This is a genomic window from Silvibacterium sp., assembly GCF_047605705.1.
Taxonomy (GTDB): Bacteria; Acidobacteriota; Terriglobia; order Terriglobales; family Acidobacteriaceae; genus Silvibacterium.
Genome location: NZ_JASGFD010000070.1, coordinates 1 through 19849 on the forward strand (window position 1 = coordinate 1; position 19849 = coordinate 19849).

Consider the following 19849-nt stretch of genomic DNA (forward strand, 5'->3'; position numbering starts at 1 on the left):
CACAGCGTCGATCACCTGGGCAATTTCGGGGAGAGCCTTCTTGACCGCTGCGGCGACCTTGGCGTCTTCCTGGTTGATGATACGAGCTATCTCGAGAGCCGATTTCGTATCGAAGCCTTGCGAGGCCTCATTCGGTCTTTCGGTAGCCAGATCCTGCAGCTTCGGCTCGGTATACGTGGGCGAGCCGTTTGTGACCTTCAGGCCAGCCTGGGGTTCCGTCATGGTGACCATTTTCACCTTCAGCGAACGTACGTTTGCTGCCCCATTCTAGCTCCAAAATCTAACCTTGGCATTGGAAAAGGGCTACGGCTCGAAAGTCGACTGTGCATCTTCGAACCAGATACTCAGATGCGGGAAATCGCTCCTGCAATCGAATCCTGTATCGCATCGTGAAAACGCGGCCGTATCTGCTGGATGAGCTTAGCCTTGCGGTCCGGCCATGTGCGATTCGTCAGCAGCGCGATCGCCAGTCCGCGGTCCCGGTCGATCCACAGCGAAGTGCCTGCATATCCCAAATGCCCGATCGATCGCGGCCCGAAATAGGAGCCCGAAGACGACGGCACGCCCGGCGTATCCCATCCCAAAGCCCGCGGCGTTCCCGGAGGAGTCTGCTCGCGCGTCGCGAATAATTCAACCGTGCCCGGCTGAAAGAGCTGCGCCCCCTGAAACGTCTCTCCCTGCGCAAGAATGCAGGCAGCAAAACGCAGCACATCCGGCACGTGCGCAAAGAGCCCGGCATGCCCGCTCACGCCACCCAGCGCGTAGCAGTTCTCATCCTGCACCTCGCCCTCGATCAGCCGCTTCCGATACCACGTGTCGAGCTCCGTGGGCGGAATCGCCGTCCGCCATTCATGTGGCGGACAGAACCTCGCACTGCGCAGACCTAACGGCGCCGCAATCTCACGCGAGAACAGCGTATCGAGCTTCTCTCCCGCCAAAACCTCCAGAGCCTTGCCCAGCAGGATGAAGCCAACGTCCGAATACTCTGCCCGGCTGCCCGGCTTGGCTTCGAGCGGCGTTTCGAGCGCAGCCCGCATGATGGCTGCAGGACTTCTGTGCGCCTCGAACAACCGCACGTATCCCGGCAAACCGGAAGAGTGCGCCAGCAGATGCCGCAGCGTGACTCGTACCCTCAGCGGGTCATGGTGTTCGCCGATCACAAAGCCCGGCAGGACCTCGCCCAGGGGCACATTCAGATCGAGCTGTCCACGATCGTAAAGCCACATCGCGACGGCGGTCGTCGCCATCACCTTCGTCACGCTGGCCAGGTCATAGATCGTGTCGTGCGCCACAACCGGGGAGTAGGCCTCATAGGTCTGGCGACCCACAGCATCCAGTGCCACGACTTCGCCACCCAGCAGCACACCATAAGCCGCGCCCGGAAACGCCGATTCCGCAATCGCCTGCTCCAGCACGGCGTGAGCGGCGGCAAATCGCGATCGGCCGGACACAGCCGTGTCAGGAATCGGTTCATGGGGTAAAGGCATGAGAAGGCTCTATATTAGCGGACATGCTTAGGGTGCATCCTAAATTCCTCCCGCTCCTGTTCTGCGCTCTGCTATCCGGCTCTCTCAAAGCGCAGCAGCAGCCGATAGACGCCCTCCAGACCGATGCCGCTCTCACCGCAAAGCTGCAATCGCTCATCGCCGGTCACCAGGGCCATGCCGCCGTCTTCGCCGAGGACCTCGCCACCGGTCACACCGTAGCCATCGACGCCGACACGCCGGTGCAGACCGCCTCCGTCATCAAGCTCACCATCCTCTACACCGCGCTCGAAGAGATTCGCGACGGCAAGGTCAGCTTCACCGACAAGCTGACACTGACCCGCGGCGGACAGGTCCCCGGCTCCGGCGTCCTCACCTTCTTCGATACGCCGGTCACACTCACTTTCAAGGACGCGCTGACCATGATGATCGTGATGAGCGACAACACCGCCACCAACCTCGCCATCGATCACCTCGGCCTGAAGAACATCGACGACCAGATCGTCGCGCTCGGCCTCAAAAACACCTGGCTTTACAAGAAGGTCTTCCAACCGGCCGAAGGCCCCATGCCCGCCGATCAGAAGCAATTCGGCCTGGGCAAAACCACCGCCCGCGAGATGGCTTCGCTCTTCGAGCGATTCGTTACCTGCAACCTGAATGCACCCGGCACAAACATTCCCGCCACCACCGAAGACCATGACCTCTGCGAAGCGGCCATGCATATGCTCCGCAACCAGTTCTATCGCGACAGCATTCCCCGCTATCTCGAGTCCGTCGACTCGACCGAGGCACCCTCCGAGATCGCCAACAAGACCGGCGCTCTCGACGCCGTCCGCAACGACGTCGGCGTGGTTTACACCAAGAGCGGCCCCATCGTTCTTTCGGAATTCACATGGGACAACAAGGACACCAGCTGGACCGTCGACAACGCCGCCGAAGTTCTCATGGCGAAGATCGCAAAGGAGATCGTCGAAGGCTGGACAGCCAAGTAACTCCTTTTGGTTTCCGCAGGACGAGGCAGATTCAAACCAAGGCTCCGGATACGCGGATGGATACGCTTGCCATTACGGGCCCATCGGGACTATAGAAGGAGCATGCGGCTGTCGCGATATTCGCTTCCCCTCGCCTTATCAACAACTTGTTTCGCTTTTGCCACTGCATCGGCCCAGGCGCCAGCGGCCTCAGCGACAACTCCAGGCACGAGTCAGCCAGCATCCGCTCAGCCCGCTCCGGTCGTCCAGAACATCGGAACGGTCACTGTTCCCGCCGGGACAAAGGTTCTTCTCACCTTCAAGCAGGCCGTCGACACGAAGGTCGCAAAGCAGGGAGATCCCGTCTATCTGACCTCGACCTTCCCGGTCATCGTCGGCGACCGCGTCGTCATCCCCTCCGGCATGGATGTGATGGGTGTGATCGACAGTGTAGAACGGCCGGGTAAGGTCAAAGGCCGGGCCAAGGTGACTATGCACTTCACCACGCTCATCTTTCCGAATGGCACCGTCGCCACCATCCCTGCCAGCGTCAACGCTGTGCCCGGCGCGGACGGCCCCACCGTGAAGGGCAAAGAAAACACCATCGAGCAGGCACCCGGCAACGCGCAGGATGCGAAGAACGTCGGACAGACCACGCTCACCACGGCCGGACTCGGCGGCATCGCCACCATGGCCGGAGGCAGCACCGGACCAGGCGTGGAATACGGCGCGATTGCAGGCAGCGTGGGCAGCGTGGCCTACACACTCCTCACCCGCGGCAAAGACGTGGTGCTGCCCGTAGGCCAGACCCTCGAAATGGCTCTGCAGCGCCCGCTCGTGCTCAACAAGGAGAACGTCTACGTACCTCCGGCCACGGAGGGCGTGCAATACGTCCCCTCGCCCAACCAGCCAAAGCCGCTGCCCAAGCCGAGCCCACAGCCATAAGACACGGCTCTGTACTTATCCGGCTTCTTATATCTGGCAGTATTGGATAACACGCCAATCCGCCTGATTTTCATAAGACGGGACTCGAAAAGCAGTTATTAAGTTCTGCTAAGGATGCTATGCTCTTCGGCAATGCCGGCTCAATCCCTACCTGTTGAGAAGAGGGCAGTTTGGATCAGACTTTCACATCCGTTGAACCGGTATTTTTACCTGTCCATGTCGTTGCTGATTGCCGCCGTTGTCGGCTACGGATTCAGTCATACGGTAGGCCGAAAGCTCATCCACGCTAATCCTGTCCGCCCCCTTCTTCTTTATGTTCACGCGACCGTGTTCATTGGCTGGGTCATCTTTTTCATCTTCCAGTCTGCGCTGGTTCAAGCCCGTCAGATACGCCTGCACCGGTTGATCGGCTGGTTCGGCAGCGCTCGGCGTCACCATCCCCGTGTTGGGCATTTCCACCGCCATTACCATGGCGCGTTTCAACATTTTTCACTTTCACTCCACCGATGAGGCATCCGGGCTCATGGTCTCGTTCTTTGACATGACGGCCTTTACCATCCCCTTCGTGCTGGCAGTTTTTTGGCGGAGAAAGCCTCAGTTTCATCGCCGTCTGGTGCTCATTGCCTCCTGCGCGCTTACTTCCGCAGCCTTCGCGTGGTTCCCTGCCTATATCCTGCCGCCCGGCTGGTTCTATGCTGGCGTGGATTCACTGCTTCTGCTTGGTGTGGCGCGCGACCTGATCGTGGATCGGCATATCCATTCTGTCTATCGCTACACTCTTCCTGCTTTCATTCTGGGACAAGCCATCGTCGTCTATACGGTGATCAACGATCTGCCCTGGTGGGTGAGGATCGGAAACGCAGTCCTGCGCTGAGCCAAAGCATCCGGCGACTTTCGCAGCTTCTTGACGAACCCGAGTCCCCTTCCCTGCGTCAGTCGTCTTAAAATAGAGATAAGGACTTTCAGGCAGTGACGAACGAATTGCAGCAAGAAGAACCAGCCGGGGCGGGGCCGGCCGTGAGCAAGGCTCCATCGCATCTCCGTCTCTGGATCAGGGATGTCGTCGTCTCCATCGCCGCGTCCTTCCTCATCATCACGTTTCTCTATCAGCCGGTGCGCGTGGAAGGCACCAGCATGCAGCCTGAGCTGCGTGACCAGGATCGTCTCTTCATTAACAAATTCGCCTATCGCTTCGGCAGCATCTCGCGAGGCGATGTGGTCGTCTTTCACTATCCGCGCGATCCGCAGAAGAGCTACATCAAGCGCGTCATCGCGCTGCCCGGCGATTCACTCCGCATCGACGACGGACGCGTCTATGTGAACGGCAACCGCGTCAGCGAGCCCTACGTGCCCGCCCGCTATGAAGACAGCCGCTCCATGCCCGAGATCGTGATCCCCCACGGCGAATTCTTTGTGATGGGCGACCATCGCTCCATTTCGAGCGACAGCCGCGACTTCGGCCCCGTCGACCGCGAGCTCATCTACGGCAAGGCCGCCTTCATCTACTGGCCCGCCGACAACATCGGCCTCATCCACTAGGACTGGCCGCCTGGGCGATTGCGCCTTCGGCGCGTTTCTTGCCGTTCCCAGCATCGCGGGTGCCCCCGCTGGTCGCGATTCAGATCCATTGCAATGCAAGAGAGCAAGCAGAAAGGGTGCGCAATGCGCACCCTTTCTGCTTTTATAAGTTGTCATTCCGAGCGAGCGCAGCAATTCGAGAAACCTGCAGTTCTCTCCATAAGCGAGACTACGGGTGCCCCACCCATGCGCAGCTTCATCGCGAATGGGTGGGTCTCACGCAAACTCAAAAATCGCGACCAGAGGGAGCGGAGGCCGAAGGCAAAATCGCCCTGCGCGCAGCAGCTATCTTTCTGCGACGCGATCCAGCAGGTCGAAGAACTCAGGGAACGAGATCGCGGCCGACTCGGCGCCGCGGATCACCGTCTCACCCTGCGCACGCAGTGCCGCAACCGAGAAGGCCATCGCGATGCGGTGGTCACCGCCAGCGTCGATCGTTGCGCCACGCAGCGTCTGTCCGCCCGGGATATCGAGTCCGTCTTCGAACTCCTCGACCTCCGCACCCATCGCGCGTAGATTCTGCGCGACCAGCGCGATGCGGTCCGATTCCTTCACACGCAGTTCCTTCGCGTCGCGGATACGGATGCCGTTCTTCGTGTACGGAGCAATCGCTGAGATCACCGGCAGCTCGTCGATAAGCTGCGCCGCCAGCGCGCCCGAGATGGTCGTACCCGTCAGGCCATCCGCCGGAGCATTCACCTGCACCGTGCCGATCAGCTCGCCGTGCTTGTCTTCCAGATTGAGTACGCCGATATGCGCGCCCAGCGCGGTCAGCACGTCGAGCAGCGTTGCGCGCGTCGGATTCATGCCGAGGCCGTCGAATATCAGGTTCGATTGCGGGAAGAGCGCAGCCGCGCAGAGGAAAAACGCCGCCGAGGACATGTCGCCCGGCACCGCGGCTTCAATCGCCTGCAGCTTCTGTCCACCGACGATCGAGACCGACTCGAGTGTGCGCTCGACATTCGCGCCAAAGGCGCGCAGAGCCAGTTCGCTGTGGTCGCGCGTGCGCACAGCCTCGCGCACAGTCGTCGTGCCCTCGGCCTGCAGTCCGGCAAACAGCACAGCCGACTTCACCTGCGCGCTCGGCACCGGCGTGGTGTAGTCCATAGCCTTGAGCGTCTTGCCGTGGATCGTCACCGGCGCATGGCCTTCGGTCAGCTCGATCTCTGCGCCCATCTGCGCGAGCGGCTTGCGCACGCGCTCCATCGGGCGGCGGGTCAGCGAAGCATCGCCGATCAGCGTAAAGCTCCCGGACTGCGGAGCAAGCAGACCGGCCAGCATGCGCATCGTCGAACCGGAATTGCCGCAGTCGAGCGGGCTCGAAGAGGGCGTAAACGCGCCGCCCACACCTTCCACTTCGATCGCATCTGCCGTGCGCGTCACCTTCGCGCCCATCGCTTCCACGCAGGCCAGGCTGCTGGCGCAGTCCGCGCCGCTGGAAAAGTTCGTAAAGCGCGACTTGCCCGCGGCCAGGCCGCCAAGCAATGCGTAACGGTGAGAGATACTCTTGTCGCCGGGCAGGCGCAGGCTGCCGAGAATGTTGTGGGCGGGGGCGACGACGCGTTCGGTCTGGACTTCACTCGAGGACAATGCGTTCTCCGGAATCGATCTTCTCTTTATCTTAAATGCACCGGCCTTTAGGGATTTCCGTTGCGACTGCGGCATGGAAACGAATCTTCTTCGCACCCGCGCCTTGCTGCTTTTACACTCCCGCCATGCTGCGGATTCGTCTCGACTCGCTCGCTACGGTTTTTGCCTTGTGCTTTGCCGCGTTTGCGCACGCGCAATCGGCACGCTTCTCGGTCACCTTTCCCGCTTCGCAGAGCGCCGAGCCGCTCGATGGCCGCCTGCTCCTGCTGCTCTCGAAGGACACCTCGGACGAGCCTCGCAACCAGATCGATGACACGCCGAAATCGCAGATGATCTTCGGTGTCACCGTTGATCACTGGAAGCCGGGTGAGCCGGTCATCGTCGACGAACACGCCTTTGGCTACCCGGTCCGCAGCCTGAAAGACGTCCCCGCAACCGACGCCTTGCTGCCTCGCCCTGCAGGCGCGCTGCCGCGCGGCGAATACGTGGTGCAGGCCGTGCTCAACCGTTACGAGACCTTCCACCGCGCCGATGGCACCACGGTAAAGCTCCACATGGACCAGGGCGAAGGCCAGCACTGGAACATCTCGCCGGGCAATCTCTACAGCAAGCCCCAGCGCATCACCATCACGGAACTCACCAGCCGGCAAAAGCCCTTCGCGATTGCGCTCGATCAGCAGATTCCGCCCATCCCCGAAGTGAAGGACACGAAGTACATCCGCCACATCAGGATCCAGAGTGCGCTGCTCACAAAGTTCTGGGGACGGCCCATGTATCTCTCGGCCATCGTGCTTGTGCCCGAGGGCTTCGATGAGCATCCCGACGCGCACTTTCCGCTGATCCTCAACCATGATCACTTTGTCGATGGCTTCGACGACTTTCGCACCGAGCCACCCGATCCGAATCTGAAGCCTGACTACAGCGACCGCTTTCACCTCGCCGGATACAACCGCATCCAGCAGGAAGAGGCTTACAAGTTTTACCAGCAGTGGATCAGCCCGAAATTTCCGCGCGTGCTCATCGTCAAGATTCAGCACGCGAATCCGTTCTATGACGATTCCTACGCGGTGAACTCGGCCAATGTCGGCCCCTACGGCGACGCCATCGAGACAGAGCTCATCCCCGCCATTGAGAAACAGTTCCGCGGTCTCGGCACGGGCTGGTCGCGCTTCGTTTACGGCGGTTCCACCGGCGGATGGGAATCGCTCGCCGTGCAGGTCTTCTATCCCGAGCACTACAACGGCGCCTTCGCCGCCTGCCCGGATCCCATCGACTTCCACGCCTTCACCAACATCGATCTCTACAGCGACAAGAACGCCTTCTATCTCTACGGCGCAAACAAGCAGGTCGAGCAGCCCGCCATGCGCGACTATCTCGGCCACACCTTCATCACCACGAAGCAGATCAACGAGTACGAGCTGGCGCTCGGCGATCACGGCCGCTCCGGCGAGCAGTTCGATATCTGGCAGGCCGTCTACGGCCCCGTCGGCAAAGACGGCTATCCGCAGCCCATCTTCGACAAGGAGAGCGGCATCATCGATCACGCAGTCGCCGAATACTGGCGGCAGCACTACGACCTCGAACACATCCTCGAAAGCGGCTGGAGCACCCTCGGCCCCAAGCTCCAGGGCAAAATTCACATCTACGTCGGCAGCGATGACACCTACTTCCTCAACGACGCGGTCTACCGGATGGAAGACTTCCTGAAGTCCACCAGCGATCCGCCTTACGATGGCGAGGTGACTTACGGCCCGCGCGCCGAGCACTGCTGGAACGGCGACCCCACGCAGCCGAATGCGCTCTCGCGCCTGCACTACAACACGATGTATCTGCCGAAGATCCTCGATCGCATCCAGAAGACCGCGCCTCCGGGCGCCGATCTCACCAGCTGGCGGTATTAGAGCGATGATCGGCTTTCTCACCGTCACACTGGAGGTCCTGCTCCTGCTGCTCGCCTGCCTGGAAGCAGGTCACCGCCTGCGCCTGCGCAACCGCGAAGAGGCCAGCAGCGGAAATGCCGTGGTCGATGCCGCGATCTTCGGTCTTCTCGGCCTGCTGCTGGCCTTCGCCTTCGCTGGCGCGGACAACCGCTTCGAGACACGGCGGCAACTCATCGTGAAGGAGACGAACGCCATCCGCTCCGTGTGGCTGCGCATCGATCTCCTGCCCGAAGAGGATCAGCCCGCGATCCGTCACGACCTGCGCTCCTATCTCGACGCGCGCATTGCCTTCTATCGGGATTTTGGGAAATCTTCGGCGCAGGCCGACGCCGACAGCGCGATCGCCACTGCGCTACAGAAGAAAATCTGGATCGAAAGCCTGGCAGCCGCAAAGCGATCTCCGCAATCGACACCGCTGTCCGCCATGGTTGAGGCGATCGACGGCATGATCGACGTCACCACCATGCGCTCGGCCGCGCTCATGACGCATCCGCCGCTGATTGTCTACATCCTGCTGCTGGTGCTCTCATTGGCCAGCGCACTGGTCGCAGGCTACGGCATGGGAGATCGCCGCCGAAGATCGTGGCTGCACACGATTGTCTATGCAACGGCGCTTACGCTGACCATCTATACCATCATCGATTTAGAATTTCCCCGCGCCGGGCTGATACGCCTCGATCGCTACGACCAGCTGTTGGTCGACCTTCGCAGCGATATGAAGGAAATGCCTTAATCCGAGCCCCGCTCGCGGGCACGATCCACCACATACCGGATCTTAGCCAGCATCCCCGTCAGCAGCTCGGCATCCTTTGAGATCAGCCCCAGCCGCCGCATCATGCGCCGCGTCTTCTCCGCTGTCGCCTCTTCGGTATGCGGCTTGGTGTAGCCGCTCGTCGCCAGCATGCTTAGCAGCATCGCGGTCAGCCGCTCCAGTTCTTCTCCGCTCGCAGGCTTGCGCTCGGGCACCACCGGAGGCGCGACATCTTCCTTTGCCAGCTCATAAAGAGAGATTGCGACCGCCTGCCCAAGGTTCATCGAATCATGCGCCGGGCGTGTGGGGATGCGCATCAGGAAGTGGCAGCGGCTGATGTCGTCATTCGAGAGCCCGCGCTTCTCCGAGCCGAAGAGCACGGCAGCGGGTGCGTGATGCAGATGCGAACGAACGAGGCCTGCGCCGTCATCGAGCCTGCGCACCGGCACTTCCGGCTGCCGTTCTCCGATCGATGCCGTCCCGACCACCAGCGAGCAGTCGGCAATGGCTTCATCGAGTGAGTCGAAGAGCTCGGCCTCGCGCAGCAGCTCGGATGCACCGACAGCCGAGCGCGCTTCGCGGAAGGAGGCCTCGAAGGGCTGGACCACACGGAGGCGGCGAAAGCCGAAGTTGCTCATCGCGCGGGCCGCGGCCCCGATGTTCAAAGGATTGCGCGTGGCCACCAGCACCACGCGCAGACGATCGTTGTGTTCTTCAGGAAGCAAGCTATGAGTTTACGGGATGAGGCGGCATCACCCCAAACCTCTGCTCTGCTTCAGCAAACGGGGTTAGACCACCGGAACCGGCTGCGTGCAGTGGCTGCAGCGCTTGGCCGCCAGCGGGATATCCGCCAGGCATTCCGGGCAGGGACGCGTCGTGACCGGCGCAGCCTTCGCCGGGAAGAACTTCGCCATCAGCCGGTTGATCGGCAGCACGAAGAAGAAGTACACCGAGGCCGCGATCAGCAGGAACGAGATTACGTCATTCAGAAACGTTCCATACAGGATGTTGCTGCCGTTCAGGTCCAGCTTCAGAAAGGAGAGATCCGGCTTCTTCACAATCGCCGCGATCAATGGGTTCAGCAGATTCTTAACAAGCGAATTCACGATATTCGTGAACGCCGCACCTACAACGACGGCGACCGCCAGATCGATGACGTTGCCCCTGAGGATAAAATCCCGAAATCCCTTCAGCATGTTTTCCTACCTCTCGTTTTGTGAGTTTTCGTTCCGGATCCCGCCCGTGTGCTGACGATCCGCTATCGATCGCTGTCATCGTATCGCAGTCGACTCGGATTGCTGAACACTTTACTGATTCCGTCCACTCTCCGCGGTTGGATGCAGTGAAAATGCGAAGACTGGCCTGAGCTGCGCAGAATCGCGTATGCTGCCTCGTTCCCCTTCGCACAGTAGCGAAAAGGAGTTTGTTCGCTTGAACAAGGTTTCTGCTTCGGCTGAAGATGCGATCGCTGATATTCCCCATGGCTCCACGCTGATGATCGGCGGCTTCGGCCTCTGCGGCATCCCCGAGAACCTCATCGCCGCACTCATTCATCGCGGCGTCCATGAAGGGCTCGGCGGCTTGCGGACCATCAGCAACAACATGGGCGTCGACGGCTTCGGCATGGGCCGCATGCTCGAAGCCGGCATGATCGTCGCTCACACCGGCAGCTACGTGGGCGAAAACAGGCTCCTCGAGAAAAAAGTCCTCTCCAGTGAGCTTGACCTCACACTCATTCCGCAGGGCACGCTCGCCGAGCGCATCCGTGCCGGCGGCGCAGGCATACCGGCCTTCTTCACCCCGGCCGGCATCGGTACGCTGGTCGCGGAAGGCAAGGAAGTGCGCGAGTTCGATGGCAGGTTCTACCTGCTCGAACGCTGGCTGCGCGCCGACTTCGCCCTCATCAAGGCATGGAAGGGTGATCGCCACGGCAATCTCGTCTATCGCCGCACTGCACGCAACTTCAATCCGATGATGGCCGCTGCGGCGAAGGTCACCATCGCCGAGGTGGAAGAACTGGTCGAGCCCGGCACACTCGATCCCGATCTCATCCACACGCCCGGCATCTATGTGCAGCGCATTCTCCAGGGCCCGGTCTACGAGAAGCGCGTCGAGCGCCGGACGGTACGAACCATTCCCGCCTGACTCATTCGTCCCCGTCTTCCGCGGACTTCGGCCTGGCCTTGCCCTGCGCGATGCGCACGGCTTCCTCGATCGCCTTCTGCGCGCGTTTCTGGCGGCTCTCCGGCGATTTGTAATAGAAGATTCCCCACAGGTGCCCGCGCCGCTGCGCCACCGTCATCTTCTCCCAACCCTTGCGCGCCAACGGATTGCGAACGAATGCCGCTTCCAGGATTGGCGGCGTCTCACGCTCGCCCTCCATCATTGCCAGCAGCGTTTCGGCCGCAGCTTCGGCCCGGCGCTCGCGAGCCTCGGCGCTCTTCGGCGTGGCCACCGAACCGCCAACCCATTTATGAAAGCTGTACGGAAGCTTCTCCCACCAGCGCCGGAGTTGCGGTGAACCGGCCAAAACCCGTTTCAACTCAGGTGGAGTCTCAGCCGTGCGCTCTTCTTCATCCAGCTCGAGCGTGAATGCGGCGACCGAGCCCAGCGCAACGCCTGCGCCCTTCTGCATCTGCTTGTTCACCAGCAGATAGAGACCGCCCTTGCCGTTCGAAAACAGCGAGGTACGGAAGGCAAAGCCGTTGATCTCACCCCGCACCTTCGGCGTAGAGCCAGCCTGCCAGCTTTCCGTAATCCCGTCCGGCAGATGGACAATCGTCCATCCCAGCCCCGACCGCTCTTCCACCAGCGTCGCCTTGAAATGCTTCTTCGCCGCCTTCGCCATGCTTCGTACTGTACACACATTGCCGCCGCGTCTCCGGTTCTCCTTCCACCACGTAATACGCCCCGGATGGCCCATCCAGGCCTGCCTTTGGCGCGGGGTGGGGAACATCCACTCTCATAAGCCACACCGGGTGCCCCTCCCTCGATCCTGAGAGGTGGGAAAGCACATACTCCGCAGAAAATGCAAAAGGCCCGCTTCGCAGCGGGCCTTTCACCGGTGAGCTGTTGAGATTGACCTGAGGCGCCCTCACTTTCCCGTTCAGGGTGGGCCTCGGCGAGAAGGTTGCTGTTCGCCAGGACTTGGGCCGCTGCCATCAGGCGGCGGTCCCTTCAGGAGCCGAAGGCGGCTCTAAGCCTCAGTCACCTCACGTTGGGTCATGCAACTACTACCGTCAGAAGTTTTCATAGGCTGGATCATCCTCCTTTCCCGTGTACCAGCAGGCTAGTCCAGCGCCTGCCTCCGGTCAAGGCGCGATCCTTGATGCCATGAATAGGCTGTCAACTCTCGAGCAGCGTGACTTTCCCCGAACCCAGGTCATACGTGCCTGCCACGATCTTCAGATGGCCTTCCTTCACCATCTCCGCCAGCACAGGGGATGCCTCCCGAAGCAGCGCCGCCTGAATCTTTGCGTTCTCGGCAATCGCTCGCTCCAGATCATGGCCTGCCACATGGACTGCCGGCTGAATGTGGGGAAAGAGCGAGCTGATCTGCCCCGGCACCGCCTTGCCCTGGATCGTAGCCTTCACCGCACCGCAGCTCGCGTGCCCCAGCACCAGGATCACCTTCGTCCCCAGCACCGCTGCGCCATACTCCAGGCTGCCGATGATCTCCGGAGTCGCGACGTTTCCGGCGACGCGGGTCACAAACAGGTGCCCGATGCTCTGATCGAAGATCAACTCCACCGGCACGCGCGAATCGGCGCAGGAAAGCAGCGCGGCAAAGGGCTCCTGCTTGTCCACGGTGTGATTTTTCAGAATTTCGAGGTCATGGGCAAAACTGGTCAGCCGTCCTTCGACGAAGCGGGCATTTCCATCCATCAGCTCTTTGAGCGCCTCTTCCGGGGAGAGCGGCGATTGCGCCATCGCCCGGGGAGCCAGCGCCTCTCCCGCACCCAACCCGGCTAAGGCCGAGGCCAGAATCGACGCCACGCCGCCTGCCAATCCGGCACCCAGAAAACCTCACCTCGAGGCCTGGAGTACCTCACTCGCGCCCATCTCGGAACCATCTCTGGATGCCATCGGGTCATCTCCCTGCTGGGATGAAAGCCGACCCATCATACCCCGGAGCTGCCCGATCTCCACCACCCAAAAGCAAAAGAGCAGGCCCGAAGGCCTGCTCTTTTGGGAACGGAAAAGGACTACTTCTTTGCCGGCGCGCTCTGAGTCGTCTGCGTGCCTTCGAGCACCGAGTGCCCCGAGCCCGCATGCTTCTGCATCAGGACAACCAGCCCGAGCGAGGTGACCATGAAAATGACTGCGGCCCAGGTCGTCGTACGCGTCAGCAGGTTTGCGGCCGAACGGGGACCGAAGGCCGTCTGCGACCCCTGTCCACCGAAAGCACCAGCAAGATCGGCGCTCTTGCCCTGCTGCAGCAGAATCACTGCAATCAGGAACAGGCACACAATCACATGGATCACAATGAAGAGGTAGTACAGGAAGGTCATGGAATCGCTTTTCTGATCCTGCGTCCCGGTCTCGCCCGGTTGCCGCAGTTCATGCAAATTAGACGGTCAGAGTCTTGGTGCGGAAGGGGGGACTTGAACCCCCATGCCTCTCGGCGCCACCCCCTCAAGATGGTGTGTCTGCCAATTTCACCACTTCCGCATTCCGGTGAACTGCTGTCCTGACATGAGTATAGCAAAGATTCTGTGGATTTGTTGCCCGCCTAGAAATGCTTCAGCAATTCCGCAAAATTCCCCAGATCCAACAGCTTCTGCCCATCGCCCGGCTTCGTGAATTCATCGTGTTCCAGCACCCACGTTCCCGGATGATGGATGTACACCGCATGCAGCCCCGCGGCCAGCGCCGGATTGATGTCCGACTTCGGGCTGTTCCCGATCATCCAGGTCGAATGCGGCGCCAGCTCATACTTCGCCACCACGGCGTGATACGCCGCCGGATTCTTCTCCTTCGGAATCTCGACGCCCGTAAAGTAGCTTGCCAGCCCCGAGCGCTCCAGCTTGTCGGCCTGCTCGGCCTGCGCGCCCTTGCTCATCAGGATCAGCCGGTGCCGGCTCGCCAGCTCCGGAATGGCCTCAGCCACGCCCGGCAGCAGTTCGATCTCCTGGTCTGCGATCGACTGCACGAAGCTCACGATCCGCTCATGCTTCTCCGGCGTGATCGACTCACCCGAAAGCCGCTCGAAGCAAATCGTCAGCGACCGCCGGAAACTCCCCAGCCCGTAGCCATGCAGGCGCGTATTCTCGCGCTCTACTTCGTTCAACTTCTCGCGAACCTCCTCGCGGGAATACTCATGATGGTCCACATACGAGATAAAGGCCGCGATCGCGCGCTCAAAGTAGATATTGTTTTCCCAGAGGGTGTCGTCGGCGTCCAACAGCAAGGTCTGCCCTGGCAGGTAAAGCCCTGACGGATCACTTCCGGATGGGTAGTTCGGATTGTCTGTCGACATTGCACTGAGCTTATCAAAGCTCTTTTCTGCTCCGTCACTGGTTTTTCCCCGCAGCGAAATCACTGCACATGAGAAAAACCCCTGAGCTGAGCCGTCTTTTTTAAGAAATCCGGGTTCACAGGAGTGCCCCCAACAGAGGGTGCATTGCTGTTTTTGTTTTTCATCCGTTCGGGTGAGCCAAATTCTGCGTCTCACTGCACAGCGAGGCAAATGACACGAAAACGACAGCTCCTCTTATTGCTCCTTTTTTCGGCGGCCATCTTCCCTGCGCTCGCACGAGCGGGCGACGTTGCCTTGCTCCTTGAAGAGCCTTACGGAGAATTCGGATTTTTCAATCCCACCGGCCACGCCGCGATCTATCTGCGCGACGTCTGTGCCGAGACGCCGACGCAGCTGCGCCGCTGCAAGCCCGATGAGGCTGGCGTCGTCCTTAGCCGCTATCACGCCGTGGGCGGATACGACTGGCTCGCCGTGCCGCTGCTTCCCTATCTCTACGCTGTCGATCTCCCCGAGCAGATTCCCGAGTCCGCCGACGAGAAGATGGTCGTACGTCTGCGCGATCAATATCGCCGCAAGCATTTCGCCGACATCGTCCCCGACGACCCGAAGCACGAAATCCCGAAGGGCGACTGGACCCAGCTCGTCGGCGAATCCTATGACCGCCGCATGTACGGGCTTGCGGTCAAGACCACGCCGGAGCAGGACGACGCTCTCATCGCGCTCTTCAACGATCGCAGCAACACCTCGCACTTCAACCTGCTCTTCCGCAACTGCGCCAATTTCTCTGAAGGCGTAATCAACTTCTACTACCCGCATGCCATCCATCGCAGCTTTGTCGCCGATGCGGGACTCATGACGCCCAAGCAGGCCGCGCGATCCTTTAACAAGTATGCGAAGCAGCATCCCGAGATGGACCTGCGCACCTTTGTGATTCCGCAGGTGCCCGGCTCCATCCCGCGCAGCACGCCGGTGGACGGCGTCATCGAATCGGTCGTCAAGAGCAAGAAGTACGTGCTGCCGCTCGCCTTCCTGCACCCGTTTGTCACAGGCACGCTGGTCGTGGCGTACGTGGGCGATGGCCGCTTCCATCCCGATCCGAAATCGGCGGTCTTCCAGCCGACGGAAGAAGAGACGCCGCTCAGCAAACCGGAGCAGGTCAATATCACCGCCACCGTGGTCCCTGTCGCACCTGCGCCCGCCGGAGCCACCACAGGTGCGGCCGTAGTACGCACCGCTTATCAGTCCGGTGGCCAGAACTAGTCCGACTCAGGCGTTTCACAAGCAAAAAGACAAACAGCTCCGCCATCGCGGAGCCGTTCCTTTTACTTGCGATGTGAACTTTACGCGGGCTTCTCGCAATACTCGTTGAAGGCGCGAGCCAGCTCGGCCGCGATCGCCTGCGCGTGGTTCGACTCGATCACGAAGCGCTGCATGAGGTACACCAGCTTGCCGTCGCGCAGAATGCCGATTGCGGGCGAGGTCGGCGGGTTGCCGTCAAAGTAGGAGCGGGCGCGCTCGGTCGCTTCGCGGTCCTGGCCGGCAAAAACAGTGATCGACTGGTCGGGTACAACAGTGTTCTGCAGCGCCAGGCGCACGCCGGGGCGCATCTTGCCCGCCGCGCAGCCGCAGATCGAGTTGACCACCACCATCGTCGTGCCCGGCTGCGCCAGCGCCGCGTCGACGTCAGCCGCCGTGCGGGCTTCCTTGATACCAGCGCGCACAAGCTCTTCGCGCATCGGGATAACCATGATTTCGGGATACATGCGGTTTTGTTCCTCCAGCGGTTAAAAGCCGCTCGCTCCTGATTGTACCGAAACCAGCCATAGGACCGGCAAATTCCGCGCCTGCGACCGCTCCTCGCCACAGGACCTGTTATCCCGGCCAAGGTTCTTTTTCCACTGTGTCATCCCGACCGGAGCGAACCGAGTGAGCGGGGTGGAGGAAGCTACAGTTCTGCGGCCTAGCCAAGATCTGGGTGCCCCATCCAAGCTCCGCTTGGGTGGGAGGATACAAACCCACCTGCGATCGCCGTAGAAGCTCCACTTGTTGAAGCGCCCGTTCCCCACTCAAGCCAACTTCAGGCTTGAATGGGCCACCCGCCTCCTGCATAGCGAACAGCAAAAGTCCTTAGAGCAAATACAGCAAACTCACTCCGCCGGCAGGCTCAACTCCTGCGTTCCAGCGTGCAAAGCGCGCTCCTGCCCCTTCCAGACAAACGTCCCATCCAGTCCCGCGGGTAACGTCACCTTCGCAGTCCACGCACTGCCCTGCCGCACATACGCTACCCGGATCTCACCCTCCCCATGCGGCATCGCCGCCTCGAAATGCGTGAGCGAACCCAGATGTGGCTCGATCCGCACGCTCCGGAATCCAGGTGCACCGGGTGCAATCCCCGCCACCACCGTCAGCAGATCGTAGTTCGGAGCCGCCGACCACGCATGGCAGTCCGAGCGCGTCGGCTCCGGCATCTCCGCCCAGGTGCTCAGCCCCAGCTTCAGCATCTGCCGCCACGGTCCAAGCTGCTCGAGATAGAGATCGCCCACCCCGGCATGCACCATTGCGCGTGAGAGATAAAAGCGGAAGTAAAAGCTCATCTGCGACATCGGTGGCACCGTCCTGCCGTCCAGCGTCGTCGCGTTCTTCTCCTGCGACGTCAGCACCCGCCGGATAATCTCCGCCTGTGCCGCCTTCGGCGCCGTGTCCGTCAGCACCGCCAGCACATTTGCCTGCGTGCTGAAGCTCTTCTTCGCAGGCGTATCGGCGTATAAGCCTGATGCCGCATCGAGACTCTCGCGATTCACCGCCTCCCGCGCCCGGTCGATCATCGTCTGGTACTGCGCTGCACGCTCGGCGCTGCCGAATTTCAACTCCAGCTCGCGCGCCTCCTCGAGCGCCGCGACAAACTGCAGCGTGAGGAAGGTCGACCCGCCGTCTGTATCCTGCGGCGGCGTGCCGTACCCGTAGCCCGAGGTCCAGTCTCCGAACTCCCACCACGGCAGCTTGCCCAGCAGGCCGTCCGGACGCACCCGCGCAGCGAACCAGTCCATCACCGTGCGCGTATGCGGCACCGTTTGCCTCACCAGCACCTCGTCATTCACGTACATCCAGTAGTCGTGGACCATGCCGACCCACAACAGCGAGAACGGCGGAATAAACTGCGGCAGCCCCGATGGATAGCGACTCCCGGTGATGCCCTCCGGCGTGCGCGAGTCATCGATGTTCCCGATCGCCTGCCGCGCCAGCCGGCTGTCGCCGCTCATCGCATAGGAAATCAGCGCCTGGATGCGCGTATCGCCGACATACTGCAGTTGCTCCCAGTACGGTGCATCCATGTATGTCTCATGTGCGCAGAGTCGTGCCGTGCGCCAGCCCGTCGCAAAGATCGCATCCAGTTGCGGTACATCTCCATCGACCTTCGCCCGCTCCTCAAAGGGATACGCCGTAAACCACGCCCGCAATGTATCGAGATGTAGCGGCTGATCCTTCGTCGTGATCTCCAGCTGCAGATAGCGCCACGTCCGCCACCACAGCGGCGAGTACGAACGATGTTCCCCGCCATCCGAAATAAACTCATCCGTGATACCCGAGATCCGGCGGCCCGCAATCTCATTGCGATCGCCCTTGTTTCCCTCCGCATCGTAGAGCGCCTCCGCATAGATCATGCGGATATCCGCATCGCGGCCGCCGCTGGTAATCAGCTCCGGATAGGCTGTCTGCAGCACACGATGATCGAGCAGCAGCGTGACGTGCGAATTTGCAGGAATCTCCACCGCCTCCACCGGTCCGGGGAAAGCTTTCGCCGAGCTCACCGAGCCTTCCGCATGCACCACCTCACCGGCATCTGTCAATCGATGCTCCATCGGTGGCAGCTCGTCCTGCGTCAGCTCCCAGTGTGTCGGCGCATCCTGCGCCTCACGCGTTGCCGCGTGGCCGATCGTCTGCGCCTGCAGCCACGCAGACGCACCGGCAGAAGCCGGTGCCGCATCCACGCTCTGGTCCCAGTTCCAGTCCAGCACTCGGCCATCGATCTTTTCCGCCGGCCCCGCCGCGTAATACCCCTGCGCGCCATTGTGCGCCATGGAACTGCGTCCGCGCTCCTCGTGGACCCTCCACTCTGTGCCGGTGTTCACTGCATCCTCGGCAGCCGTATCGCCCTGCATCAGGAAGCCGGTGCGGTCGCTCATCTGCGCAACCGGCGCATCCCTGCCAAAGTTCCACACCAGCGCCGCGATCACGTTGTTTCCCGTGTGCAGCATCGGTGCCAGGTCCACCGTCTCGAAGCGCCAATGGAGGAGATCGCCGCGAGCCGGGCCCTCCGCCGCATAGCGGCCGTTCACATGCAGCAGGAAGCGATTATCCGCCGAAACGTGTACCCAGTAATGCGCGGGCACCGCGTCCAGCTTGATCTCCTTGCGAAAGGCATACACGCCCGGATCGCGCACCGGCGCCCCTGGGCATACGATCCACTGCGCAGGCCAGTGCGCAGCCACCAGCCGCGCATCGAGGGGCTTCGGCGTCTCCGCCCCCGCGGCCGATGCCGCTGCGCCCAAAATCACCATCGCCAGGAGAGAACATAAAGCCGCTCGCTTCATACCCGGCCATCCTAATATCCACACAAGCCGCGCGGCTCAGTTAATCTAGGGAACAATTCCATTGCAGACGAGGACCCGCCCTTGCGCCGTATGCTGCCCGCTACCCCTGCTCGCCGTTCTCTGCTCGTTGCCGCTGCCGCGGCCCTGCTTCCCTTCGCTATCACCGCGCAGACGGCCGTAACTCCGCCCGACTCGGTCTTTGGCTATAAGGACTTCGCCGCGCAGGCAAAGATCGATCAGACCTTTCTCGCCGTGCCCGACGCGAAGCTCGCCGGAGAAGAGCTGAAGACGCTCACCGCCGCGCCTCACATCGCCGCATCGAAGGAAGACTACGCAACCGCGGAGTATGTCGCCGGGAAGTTCAAGGCAGCCGGGCTTGAAACCACCATCGTCCCCTACAAGGTGTGGCTCAACCTGCCGGTCGAGTCGAAAATCGTCGCCACTACTGCCGACGGCAAGCAACTCATGACCGGCAGGTTGAGCCACACCTTGTAGGGGACGATGGTGGTTTCAAGCCCG

The 19849-nt window shown here is 61.4% G+C and carries 20 protein-coding genes, 1 tRNA gene and 1 pseudogene; 9 read left to right on the forward strand and 13 right to left on the reverse strand.

Features of this window, described 5'->3' with window-relative positions; all coding sequences use genetic code 11:
• Nucleotides 1-222 (reverse strand): annotated as a pseudogene (murQ, locus tag QM649_RS18220) (N-acetylmuramic acid 6-phosphate etherase); the annotation flags it as partial.
• A gap of 122 nt (nucleotides 223-344) precedes the next feature.
• Entirely contained in the window at nucleotides 345-1487 is a 1143-nt protein-coding gene (locus tag QM649_RS18225) for a serine hydrolase domain-containing protein (RefSeq protein ID WP_415200502.1), read from the reverse strand.
• A 32-nt stretch (nucleotides 1488-1519) separates the two neighbouring features.
• On the opposite strand from QM649_RS18225, the gene QM649_RS18230 reads away from it, so the two are divergent.
• Nucleotides 1520-2476, forward strand: coding sequence for a serine hydrolase (locus QM649_RS18230; protein ID WP_415200503.1), 957 nt, complete (start codon nucleotides 1520-1522; stop codon nucleotides 2474-2476).
• A 102-nt stretch (nucleotides 2477-2578) separates the two neighbouring features.
• Nucleotides 2579-3400, forward strand: coding sequence for a hypothetical protein (locus QM649_RS18235; protein ID WP_415200504.1), 822 nt, complete (start codon nucleotides 2579-2581; stop codon nucleotides 3398-3400).
• A gap of 183 nt (nucleotides 3401-3583) precedes the next feature.
• Here QM649_RS18235 and QM649_RS18240 read toward each other — a convergent pair whose 3' ends face one another.
• A complete protein-coding gene (locus QM649_RS18240) occupies nucleotides 3584-3886 on the reverse strand; it encodes a hypothetical protein (RefSeq protein WP_415200505.1) in 303 nt (100 codons plus the stop codon).
• Between the two features lie 37 nt (nucleotides 3887-3923).
• On the opposite strand from QM649_RS18240, the gene QM649_RS18245 reads away from it, so the two are divergent.
• Together QM649_RS18245 and lepB are read left to right on the forward strand one after the other, a co-directional pair.
• Entirely contained in the window at nucleotides 3924-4274 is a 351-nt protein-coding gene (locus QM649_RS18245) for a hypothetical protein (protein WP_415200506.1), read from the forward strand.
• 95 nt (nucleotides 4275-4369) lie between these two features.
• Complete coding sequence (lepB, locus tag QM649_RS18250) at nucleotides 4370-4939, forward strand: signal peptidase I (protein ID WP_415200507.1); 570 nt, start codon at nucleotides 4370-4372, stop codon at nucleotides 4937-4939.
• Nucleotides 4940-5263: 324 nt separating this feature from the next.
• On the opposite strand, the gene aroA is transcribed toward lepB, so the two are convergent.
• Complete coding sequence (gene aroA / locus QM649_RS18255; protein WP_415200508.1) at nucleotides 5264-6568, reverse strand: 3-phosphoshikimate 1-carboxyvinyltransferase; 1305 nt, start codon at nucleotides 6566-6568, stop codon at nucleotides 5264-5266.
• 125 nt (nucleotides 6569-6693) lie between these two features.
• Between aroA and QM649_RS18260 the strand changes: the two genes are divergently transcribed.
• Entirely contained in the window at nucleotides 6694-8469 is a 1776-nt protein-coding gene (locus tag QM649_RS18260; protein WP_415200509.1) for an alpha/beta hydrolase-fold protein, read from the forward strand.
• 4 nt (nucleotides 8470-8473) lie between these two features.
• A complete protein-coding gene (locus tag QM649_RS18265; RefSeq protein WP_415200510.1) occupies nucleotides 8474-9241 on the forward strand; it encodes a hypothetical protein in 768 nt (255 codons plus the stop codon).
• Here QM649_RS18265 and QM649_RS18270 read toward each other — a convergent pair.
• Together QM649_RS18270 and mscL are read right to left on the reverse strand one after the other, a co-directional pair.
• Nucleotides 9238-9984, reverse strand: a complete 747-nt coding sequence (locus QM649_RS18270) for an RNA methyltransferase (RefSeq protein ID WP_415200511.1) — start codon at nucleotides 9982-9984, stop codon at nucleotides 9238-9240. The two genes, QM649_RS18265 and QM649_RS18270, sit on opposite strands and share 4 nt — an antisense overlap.
• 63 nt (nucleotides 9985-10047) lie before the next feature.
• Nucleotides 10048-10455 (reverse strand): large conductance mechanosensitive channel protein MscL, encoded by a 408-nt coding sequence (mscL, locus tag QM649_RS18275; RefSeq protein WP_415200512.1) that lies wholly within the window; start codon nucleotides 10453-10455, stop codon nucleotides 10048-10050.
• A 235-nt stretch (nucleotides 10456-10690) separates the two neighbouring features.
• Between mscL and QM649_RS18280 the strand changes: the two genes are divergently transcribed.
• Nucleotides 10691-11404 (forward strand): CoA transferase subunit A, encoded by a 714-nt coding sequence (locus QM649_RS18280; protein WP_415200513.1) that lies wholly within the window; start codon nucleotides 10691-10693, stop codon nucleotides 11402-11404.
• Nucleotide 11405: 1 nt separating this feature from the next.
• Here QM649_RS18280 and QM649_RS18285 read toward each other — a convergent pair whose 3' ends face one another.
• The 5 genes from QM649_RS18285 to QM649_RS18305 form a co-directional block, all read right to left on the reverse strand.
• Nucleotides 11406-12125, reverse strand: a complete 720-nt coding sequence (locus QM649_RS18285) for a YdeI/OmpD-associated family protein (RefSeq protein ID WP_415200514.1) — start codon at nucleotides 12123-12125, stop codon at nucleotides 11406-11408.
• Between the two features lie 479 nt (nucleotides 12126-12604).
• A complete protein-coding gene (locus QM649_RS18290) occupies nucleotides 12605-13255 on the reverse strand; it encodes a carbonic anhydrase (protein ID WP_415200515.1) in 651 nt (216 codons plus the stop codon).
• A gap of 209 nt (nucleotides 13256-13464) precedes the next feature.
• A complete protein-coding gene (gene secG, locus QM649_RS18295) occupies nucleotides 13465-13770 on the reverse strand; it encodes a preprotein translocase subunit SecG (RefSeq protein ID WP_415200516.1) in 306 nt (101 codons plus the stop codon).
• A 75-nt stretch (nucleotides 13771-13845) separates the two neighbouring features.
• A tRNA-Leu gene (locus QM649_RS18300) sits at nucleotides 13846-13930 on the reverse strand.
• Between the two features lie 61 nt (nucleotides 13931-13991).
• Nucleotides 13992-14738: an HAD family hydrolase gene (locus tag QM649_RS18305; protein WP_415200517.1), complete on the reverse strand. Its 747-nt coding sequence runs from the start codon at nucleotides 14736-14738 to the stop codon at nucleotides 13992-13994.
• A gap of 294 nt (nucleotides 14739-15032) precedes the next feature.
• Here QM649_RS18305 and QM649_RS18310 point away from each other — a divergent pair, with 294 nt between their 5' ends.
• Nucleotides 15033-15998, forward strand: a complete 966-nt coding sequence (locus QM649_RS18310) for a hypothetical protein (protein WP_415200518.1) — start codon at nucleotides 15033-15035, stop codon at nucleotides 15996-15998.
• Nucleotides 15999-16078: 80 nt separating this feature from the next.
• On the opposite strand, the gene QM649_RS18315 is transcribed toward QM649_RS18310, so the two are convergent.
• Entirely contained in the window at nucleotides 16079-16501 is a 423-nt protein-coding gene (locus tag QM649_RS18315) for a BrxA/BrxB family bacilliredoxin (RefSeq protein WP_415200519.1), read from the reverse strand.
• A gap of 384 nt (nucleotides 16502-16885) precedes the next feature.
• Nucleotides 16886-19330, reverse strand: a complete 2445-nt coding sequence (locus QM649_RS18320; protein WP_415200520.1) for an alpha-L-rhamnosidase C-terminal domain-containing protein — start codon at nucleotides 19328-19330, stop codon at nucleotides 16886-16888.
• Between the two features lie 81 nt (nucleotides 19331-19411).
• Here QM649_RS18320 and QM649_RS18325 point away from each other — a divergent pair, with 81 nt between their 5' ends.
• Nucleotides 19412-19825: a hypothetical protein gene (locus QM649_RS18325; RefSeq protein WP_415200521.1), complete on the forward strand. Its 414-nt coding sequence runs from the start codon at nucleotides 19412-19414 to the stop codon at nucleotides 19823-19825.
• The last annotated feature ends 24 nt before the right edge of the window (nucleotides 19826-19849 follow it).

Excerpts from the sequence above, each read along its gene's own strand:
- mscL (WP_415200512.1), bottom strand. The coding sequence starts at position 10,455 with ATGCTGAAGGGATTTCGGGATTTTATCCTCAGGGGCAACGTCATCGAT.
- QM649_RS18225 (WP_415200502.1), bottom strand. The coding sequence starts at position 1,487 with ATGCCTTTACCCCATGAACCGATTCCTGACACGGCTGTGTCCGGCCGA.
- QM649_RS18315 (WP_415200519.1), bottom strand. The coding sequence starts at position 16,501 with ATGTATCCCGAAATCATGGTTATCCCGATGCGCGAAGAGCTTGTGCGC.
- QM649_RS18235 (WP_415200504.1), top strand. The coding sequence starts at position 2,579 with ATGCGGCTGTCGCGATATTCGCTTCCCCTCGCCTTATCAACAACTTGT.
- QM649_RS18240 (WP_415200505.1), bottom strand. The coding sequence starts at position 3,886 with ATGTTGAAACGCGCCATGGTAATGGCGGTGGAAATGCCCAACACGGGG.
- QM649_RS18265 (WP_415200510.1), top strand. The coding sequence starts at position 8,474 with ATGATCGGCTTTCTCACCGTCACACTGGAGGTCCTGCTCCTGCTGCTC.
- secG (WP_415200516.1), bottom strand. The coding sequence starts at position 13,770 with ATGACCTTCCTGTACTACCTCTTCATTGTGATCCATGTGATTGTGTGC.
- QM649_RS18320 (WP_415200520.1), bottom strand. The coding sequence starts at position 19,330 with ATGAAGCGAGCGGCTTTATGTTCTCTCCTGGCGATGGTGATTTTGGGC.
- QM649_RS18245 (WP_415200506.1), top strand. The coding sequence starts at position 3,924 with ATGGTCTCGTTCTTTGACATGACGGCCTTTACCATCCCCTTCGTGCTG.
- QM649_RS18260 (WP_415200509.1), top strand. The coding sequence starts at position 6,694 with ATGCTGCGGATTCGTCTCGACTCGCTCGCTACGGTTTTTGCCTTGTGC.
- QM649_RS18305 (WP_415200517.1), bottom strand. The coding sequence starts at position 14,738 with ATGTCGACAGACAATCCGAACTACCCATCCGGAAGTGATCCGTCAGGG.